Here is a 7,316-nt window from a genome sequence, read left to right as displayed (position 1 = left end):
AAATTCGCGTAAATTAGTGAGATTCGTTGCTAAAAATTGTTTTGAATTATTTTTAAGGCTTTGAGTAGAAGACTGGGCGATAGCCCATTTTGTTCTTTTAGCCTATAAGTTTGAAATAATAGATAATTTAGAATATTTAGTCTTTAATTCAAGATATTCAACTATATTGACAATTGAAGAAGTTTATAGTAATATTAATTTTATCAATACAAAATATTCGATAACGAAATATTTAATTATAAAATAACGGAGGGGATTGAATGTCAAATATAGATGGTAATAAGATTGATTTATGTATATCTGTTATTCGACAATTGTCTGTAGTACATAAAAAGATTATGAATGAAATATTAGCTGTACTTGAAGATGATAGTCTATCAAGGATGGAGCTAATGGTATTATTTCTTTTGAAAAAAAAGGAATATAAAGTAACTTCTCTTGCTAAAGATGTTGGAATTCCAGCTAGTACTTTAACAGGAATGATCGATCGTTTGATGGAAAGGGATTATGTCAAGAGGTATAGGAGTACAGAAGACCGTAGAGTTGTATTGATAGGTTTGAATTATGAAATCAAAGATAAGTTAGAAGAATCAAATAAGATAATAGATAATTTGATAGAAGTTACTGAAAAAGATTTACCGGAGTCCTGGTGGAGAGATTTAAATGATAAGCTTGATGTAATGGAAGATATTCTGGTAAAAATGGAAGATGAAAGACAATCAAAATAATTATAATAAGTATTTTTAATAAAGTTTTGAGAGAATATCAAAGGTTTATTTAAAAAGATGGGAGGAAGAAGATGAAGAAAATAGCACCAATTTTTTTAATAATATTATTATTTTTGAGTGGTTGTAATATGGATAGAGCAACTAAAGGGGTAAAGCAAACAGCAGCAGAAGCAGCACCTAAAAAACCTATTTATTTAATGGCAGGAACTGTTGAAGCCAATCAAAAAACAGATGTTACATCTAAAGTAACAGCTAAGGTAGCCGAGGTTGTTGTTGAGATTGGAACAGAGGTAGACAAAGGTCAAGCTTTGATTAAGTTGGATACTAAGGACTTACAAGCCCAACTAGATCAAGCTAAAGCAGGTGTTGCTATAGCTGAGGCCAACTTGGAAAAAGCGCTTAAAGGTGCACGGCCTGAATTGAAATTAGAGGCTGAAGCCTTAGTTGATAGTGCTAATAAGTCCTATGATAATGCTAAAAATAATTATAATCGTATTAATAAATTATTCCTGAAGGGTTTCTCTTCTAAACAACAGTTAGAAATAGCAGAAGGGCAGATGGCATCTGCTAAAGGACAATTAAAATCTGCTAAGGAGAAGCTCAATCTTTTAAGAAATGGAGAAAGAAAAGAGACTATTAGCCTGATGAAAGCTCAAGTTAAACAGGCTAAGGCAGTACTGAAAATGGCCCAAAATCAATTGGATGACTGTATAATTACAGCACCAATCTCAGGAGTTATTACGACAAAAGAAGCTAATGTAGGAGAGTTGGTCTCTCCAGGACGTACTTTGGTAAGTATTATGAATACAGATGACTTTGTTGTAAAGGCGTACTTACCTGTGACTTTCAAAGATAAAATTAAATCTGGTCAGCAAGTTGAGGTAAGGATATCTGAGCTGGCAAATAAGTTGCTAACAGGAAAGGTGATGGCTATTGACCCTGCAATCGATCAAAATAGCAAGAAGATTCTTGTAAAAGTGAGACTAAATGGGGAAGATACGACTCTTAAGCCCGGTATGTTTGCAGAAATTGGATTGAAATTATAAAGGTAGGTGTTATAGAAATGTATGAGAAGAGAAAAAAATTACTTTTATCAGTATTTGGGCTTATTATTGTTGCTTTAACAAGCATAGGTGGTTATTATTGGTATAATAATGCCTACTATGTTTCAACTGAGGATGCTAAAATTGATGCTGATTTAATCAGAGTTAGTCCACAAATAGCTGGTAAGCTTTTGGAATTTGATATAAAAGCAGGCGATCGAGTAATTAAGGAGCAGATTTTGGGAAGACAAGAGATGTTAAATCAACCAGCAAGTAATATTGATATGTCTTTAGTTCGAGCACCAATTGATGGTGTTGTAATTAAGAAACAAGGAAATGTAGGAGATATAGTTTCACCTGGTCAAACTTTAGCAGTATTAGTAGATCCAGCTAAAATATATATTACTGCAAATATTAAAGAGAAAAAAATCAATGAAATTGTAAAAGGTCAGAAAGTTGATATTGAGATTGATCAGTACCCAGGAGTAGAATTTACAGGTTATGTAAAGACTATTGGATTAGCTGCTAATTCAGCTTTTTCACTACTACCTAGTTCTACAGGAGGTACCTTTACCAAAGTGATTCAAAGAATTCCTGTAAAGATAGAGTTCAATTCAAAGTCTTATAAGATGCTTCCTGGAACAAATGCAGTTGTTAAAATCCATATAAGGTAGTTAAGGGGGCATAAGAATGGATAAAAAAAAGGAGAGGCATATTGATCAGTGGTTAGCTCTCTTTGTTGTAATTATAGGAACTTTTATGGCGATTTTGGACAGTAGTATTGTAAATATTGCTATCCCTAAGATGATGGCAGTTTTTGGAGCACCATTAGAGGATGTAAAATGGATCTTAACAGCTTATACCTTGGCTTTAGGAGCAATTATTCCTTTGACAGGATTTTTAGGAGAGGTCTTTGGTTCTAAAAAAGTATATATGTTTGCTTTGGGTATGTTTACTATCGGTTCTCTGTTGTGCGGATTTGCTTGGAGTAATACTTCAATGATATTCTTCCGTGTTATTCAAGCTATTGGTGGTGGGATGATTATGCCAGTAGGGATGTCAATTATCTATCAGACTTTTCCGTTGGAAAGCAGAGGTATGGCATTAGGTTTTTGGGGTATTGCAGCAATGGCAGCTCCTGCTATTGGACCTACTTTAGGAGGATATATTATTGAGCATCTAGATTGGAGATTAATCTTTAATATTAATGTTCCTATTGGTTTAGTAGGGGTGGTTTTAGCTTGGATTCTTTTAAAAGATTCTCCTACCAAGCCAGCAAAGAATTTTGATTATATAGGTTTTATTGCTTCAACTGTTGGTATTGTAAGCATTCTTTATGTTTTAGGGGAAGGATCAACTATTGATTGGACAGAGATTAAAAATCCGATGTTATTAACCTTAGGAAGTTTAAGCTTACTTCTATTTGTTATCAATGAATTGACCCACTCCAACCCTTTAATTGAACTGAGGATATTAAAAATATTTGATTTTACCCTTAGTCAGATTATTACTTGTATTTTATATTTTGCATTGATGGGTGCTACCTATGTACTTCCTCTCTTTTTACAGAATGTTAGAGGATATACACCGATGCAGACTGGGATTATTCTCTTTCCATCAGCAGTAGCTGTAGGGATTATGATGCCAATCAGTGGAAGGTTATTTGACAAGATTGGTGCTAAGCCTATTGTAATACCTGGTATGATAATTTTAGGATTTGCTTCTCATAAATTGGCTTACTTGATGAATATGGATACTGCTAAGGAAGCAATCTCATTACTTTTATTTATCAGAGGAATTGGGTTAGGTCTCTCTATGATGCCTATTAGTACAGCTGGAATGAATGCTGTGCCTCAACAATTAGTTTCCCAAGCATCTGCTCTATCTAATACTATTCGTCAGATTGCCAGTTCATTGAGTGTCACCATTATGACAACGATTATACAAAATAGGTTAGATTTTAATTATGCTTATTTATCAGAGCAGATTAGTACTTCAAATCAAACTGCTATGGATTTAATAACAAAATTAGAAGGGCGTTATAGTACTACTGGACTTTCTCAGGGAGAAGCAAAAGCATCTGCTATTAAGACTATTACTGGAATAGTGCAACAAAAGGCATATGTAAATGCTATGCAGACTGCTGTAGAGTATTCTGTTGTTGCAGTAATCATTGCTATATTACTAGTTCTTTTGATGAGAAGTAAGAAAGAGAAAGAGGTTGAGATGGATAATAGTGATAATGTTGAACTAAATAATGCAGTCTCAGCTCACTGATATAGATATGTGAATTCAAAATGAAACTTAATGGATATATTGTGACACTTTTAGGAATCAGTAGTCAGGAAAGAGTTATCAGTAAAACAGACTGATTCCAGATTCTAGATTCCTGACACGAAAGTATCCCATTATCTCTCTATAACGTCATGGTTAAATTTTATTCTAGATTCACGAACCTATATAGTTATGTTACTTTGATTAAGATAAAGCTTCTGCAAATATTCAAGATATTCTTATTTTATAGGAATAATATCTTTATATACAAATATATAGTATTAGAGTATTTAGAATTTAACTTAGTAATAAATAATGCCATTGTAGTAGTTATATTATTTTTAGAGACAAAATTAAAACTACAAAAGGGTGTGATAATATGAAAATAAAAAAATTCTTTACTGAAAATCCAAAACATAGTCCTGTATTTGGTGCAAAGGAGATATTAAAGTATATAGGACCTGGATTATTGGTTACAGTAGGATTTATCGACCCAGGGAATTGGGCTTCTAATATTGCTGCAGGTTCAGAGTTTGGGTATGCTTTATTATGGATGGTAACTCTTTCAACAATTATGCTTATTTTATTACAGCATAATGTTGCTCATTTAGGTATAGTAACAGGGGATTGCTTATCTGAAGCAACAATGAAGCATCTTAACCCTAATTTGGCTAGAGCAATTTTAGGGACAGGTATTTTAGCAGCTATTTCTACAGCTTTAGCAGAGATTTTAGGTGGTGCTATTGCTCTGAAGATGCTCTTTGAAATCCCAATTCGTATTGGTTCAGTTATCATAACTACTTTAGTTATTTTTCTATTATTTTCTAATACATATACAAAGCTTGAGAAGATTATTATTGCTTTTGTATCTATTATTGGCTTTTCTTTTTTATATGAGTTGAGTATTGTTAATATTGATTGGCCTGTTGCTTTAAAGAGTTGGGTTAGTGTTGATATACCAGCAGGTTCTATGCCTATAGTTATGGCGGTTTTAGGTGCTGTAGTTATGCCTCACAACCTATTTCTACATTCTGAGATAATTCAAAGTCGCCAATGGAATAAGGAGGATGAATCTGTAATTAAAAAACAATTAAAGTTTGAATTTACAGATACTCTTATTTCAATGCTTATAGGTTGGGCTATCAATAGTGCAATGATTATTTTGGCAGCAGCTACATTTTTTAAACAGCATATTGTCGTCTCTAAATTAGATCAAGCACAGAGCTTACTAACTCCTTTATTAGGTGCAAAAGCATCTATTATCTTTGGTATAGCCCTCCTTTTTGCAGGAATTTCTTCTACACTTACTGCTGGAATGGCAGGAGGTTCTATTTATGCAGGTTTATTTAAAGAGCCTTATGATATAAAGGACAGCCATACTAAGGTTGGGGTATCATTAGTATTAATTGCTGCAACAATTATAATTTTTATGATATCCAATCCTTTTAAAGGTCTGATTTATTCACAGATGATGTTAAGCATTCAATTACCGATAACTGTATTTGCACAGATCTATTTAACTTCTTCTAAAAAGGTTATGGGAAGTTATAAGAATTCATTAGTAGATAATATATTACTAGTGTCTATTGGTATTATTTTAGCAGTTTTAAATGTGATGCTATTTAAAAGTTTTATATAGGGCTAAGATAATATTAATTTTAGAAGGAACAAAATCTATTTAGTTAACTAAATAGATTTTGTTCCTTCTAGTTAATATTTAAGATTTAAATAGAAATTTTAATTATTTTTTGTAATAATATATCTAAATATAGATTTTATTACTTAATTATGATTGTATTTCCATAAGTTATATGTTATTATAAAGAAACTAGATACTATAATATTATAAGAGGTGATAAGATTGGATGCTAGTATTGTTCATGAAATTTTTTTTATGGTTGCATTAATATTTTTGGGAGGAATGATAGGTGGGGCAATAGCCCAAAAATTTGGTTTACCTGATGTAGTAGTCTATCTTGTAGTTGGAGTAATATTTGGACCATATGGATTAGATATATTAGATATGGTTAGTAGTTCTTTGACAGTTAAGCTTATTTTAACTGCTGGAACATCTTTTATTCTTTATTTAGGAGGAAGAGAAGTCAAGTTTAAGGTCATAAGAAAGGTTTGGATAACAATTGCATTATTAGCAACAGTAGGTGTCTTGATTTCAGCAGGTATTGTAGGTTTATCAACTCATTATCTAATTGGTGTACCTATCAGTATTGCTTTATTAATGGGATCGATAATTGCTCCAACAGATCCAGCTGCACTCTTACCTATTTTTAAACAGTATTCAATTAGAAAGAGGGTAGCTCAAACTGTATCCAGTGAATCTGCTTTTAATGATGCTACTGGTTCTGTTTTGTTCTTTACTCTTTTAAGTGTAATTAATTCTGGTCAGTTTAATTTAATGAATAGCCTTATGCTCTTTCTTAAAGATACAACTATTGGAATTTTGGTAGGGTTTATAATTGGTTTGTTTGGAAGTCTTCTTATTTCAAAAAGTAATTTAGGTTTTCTAAAGAACTTCTCTCCTATTATGTCAATCTTTGTGGCTATAACGTCTTATTTAGTTGCTGAAACAATGGGTGGAAGCGGATTTATGGCCAGTTTTATTGCTGGTATGATCTGTGGAAATAAAATATGGTTTAATATGAAATCCAACCTATTAAATCGTAAAGTTCAAGAGGATGTTAATGAAACCTTTGGTCTGATTATGAGAATGATGATTTTTGTTATTTTAGGAACAATGATTGATTTCAATATTATTTTTGACCATTTTTGGGTTAATTCATTAATTATATTTATTTTTATGTTTATTGCTCGTCCTCTTACCATTTATACTTGTACCTTACCTGATAGAAAGGCTAAATGGGAAGGAAAAGAGATGTTGTTTATGTGTTGGGTCAGAGAGACAGGGGTTATGCCTGCTGCCTTAACAGGTATGTTAATGAGTGAAAATATTCCCTACATTAGCCATATTGTTGGTATTGCTTTCATGACAATCATTGCTACATTAACGATTCAGGCAACTACAACTAATATTGTAGCTAGAAAGTTAGATTTAATAGAAGGGGAAACTCTTACAGCATAATTTAAAAGAAGTTTTAAATATTAAAAGAGTCTGCTGATATCAGTAGACTCTTTTAATATGGATATAGGTGTCCAACTTTAAAGTGTAATAAAAGACTAAAGATCAAAAGCTAAAGATTAGCAGCGAATTAACACGAATTAAAGATTAAAAGATTAATTAATCTTTTAGTTTTAT

The 7,316-nt window shown here is 32.0% G+C and carries 6 protein-coding genes; all 6 read left to right on the top strand.

The features are described 5' to 3' along the window. Nucleotides 1-260: 260 nt before the first annotated feature. The 6 genes from ACTCDL_RS12860 to ACTCDL_RS12835 all read left to right on the top strand — a co-directional run bounded on the left by ACTCDL_RS12860 (nt 261) and on the right by ACTCDL_RS12835 (nt 7,142). Entirely contained in the window at nt 261-728 is a 468-nt protein-coding gene (locus ACTCDL_RS12860; RefSeq protein ID WP_463177356.1) for a MarR family winged helix-turn-helix transcriptional regulator, read from the top strand. 71 nt (nt 729-799) lie between these two features. Then, nucleotides 800-1,774, top strand: a complete 975-nt coding sequence (locus ACTCDL_RS12855) for an HlyD family secretion protein (protein WP_463177353.1) — start codon at nt 800-802, stop codon at nt 1,772-1,774. A 17-nt stretch (nt 1,775-1,791) separates the two neighbouring features. After that, nucleotides 1,792-2,445, top strand: a complete 654-nt coding sequence (locus tag ACTCDL_RS12850; RefSeq protein WP_463177349.1) for an HlyD family secretion protein — start codon at nt 1,792-1,794, stop codon at nt 2,443-2,445. Nucleotides 2,446-2,461: 16 nt separating this feature from the next. Then, nucleotides 2,462-4,048 (top strand): DHA2 family efflux MFS transporter permease subunit, encoded by a 1,587-nt coding sequence (locus ACTCDL_RS12845; protein WP_463177344.1) that lies wholly within the window; start codon nt 2,462-2,464, stop codon nt 4,046-4,048. Between the two features lie 376 nt (nt 4,049-4,424). Beyond that, nucleotides 4,425-5,684, top strand: a complete 1,260-nt coding sequence (locus tag ACTCDL_RS12840; protein WP_463177339.1) for an Nramp family divalent metal transporter — start codon at nt 4,425-4,427, stop codon at nt 5,682-5,684. 222 nt (nt 5,685-5,906) lie between these two features. Continuing rightward, the gene (locus tag ACTCDL_RS12835; protein ID WP_463177334.1) at nt 5,907-7,142 is read left to right on the top strand and encodes a cation:proton antiporter; all 1,236 of its coding nucleotides are present in this window, start codon (nt 5,907-5,909) and stop codon (nt 7,140-7,142) included. Nucleotides 7,143-7,316 lie beyond the last annotated feature (174 nt).

The organism is Orenia sp., assembly GCF_055140805.1.
Note: the sequence above shows the minus strand (reverse complement) of the source record. Positions and strands in the feature narration are given on the sequence as shown.

What these genes read in the sequence shown, in the direction of transcription:
- ACTCDL_RS12860 (WP_463177356.1), top strand. Translation starts at nt 261, where the DNA reads ATGTCAAATATAGATGGTAATAAGATTGATTTATGTATATCTGTTATT.
- ACTCDL_RS12845 (WP_463177344.1), top strand. Translation starts at nt 2,462, where the DNA reads ATGGATAAAAAAAAGGAGAGGCATATTGATCAGTGGTTAGCTCTCTTT.
- ACTCDL_RS12855 (WP_463177353.1), top strand. Translation starts at nt 800, where the DNA reads ATGAAGAAAATAGCACCAATTTTTTTAATAATATTATTATTTTTGAGT.
- ACTCDL_RS12850 (WP_463177349.1), top strand. Translation starts at nt 1,792, where the DNA reads ATGTATGAGAAGAGAAAAAAATTACTTTTATCAGTATTTGGGCTTATT.
- ACTCDL_RS12840 (WP_463177339.1), top strand. Translation starts at nt 4,425, where the DNA reads ATGAAAATAAAAAAATTCTTTACTGAAAATCCAAAACATAGTCCTGTA.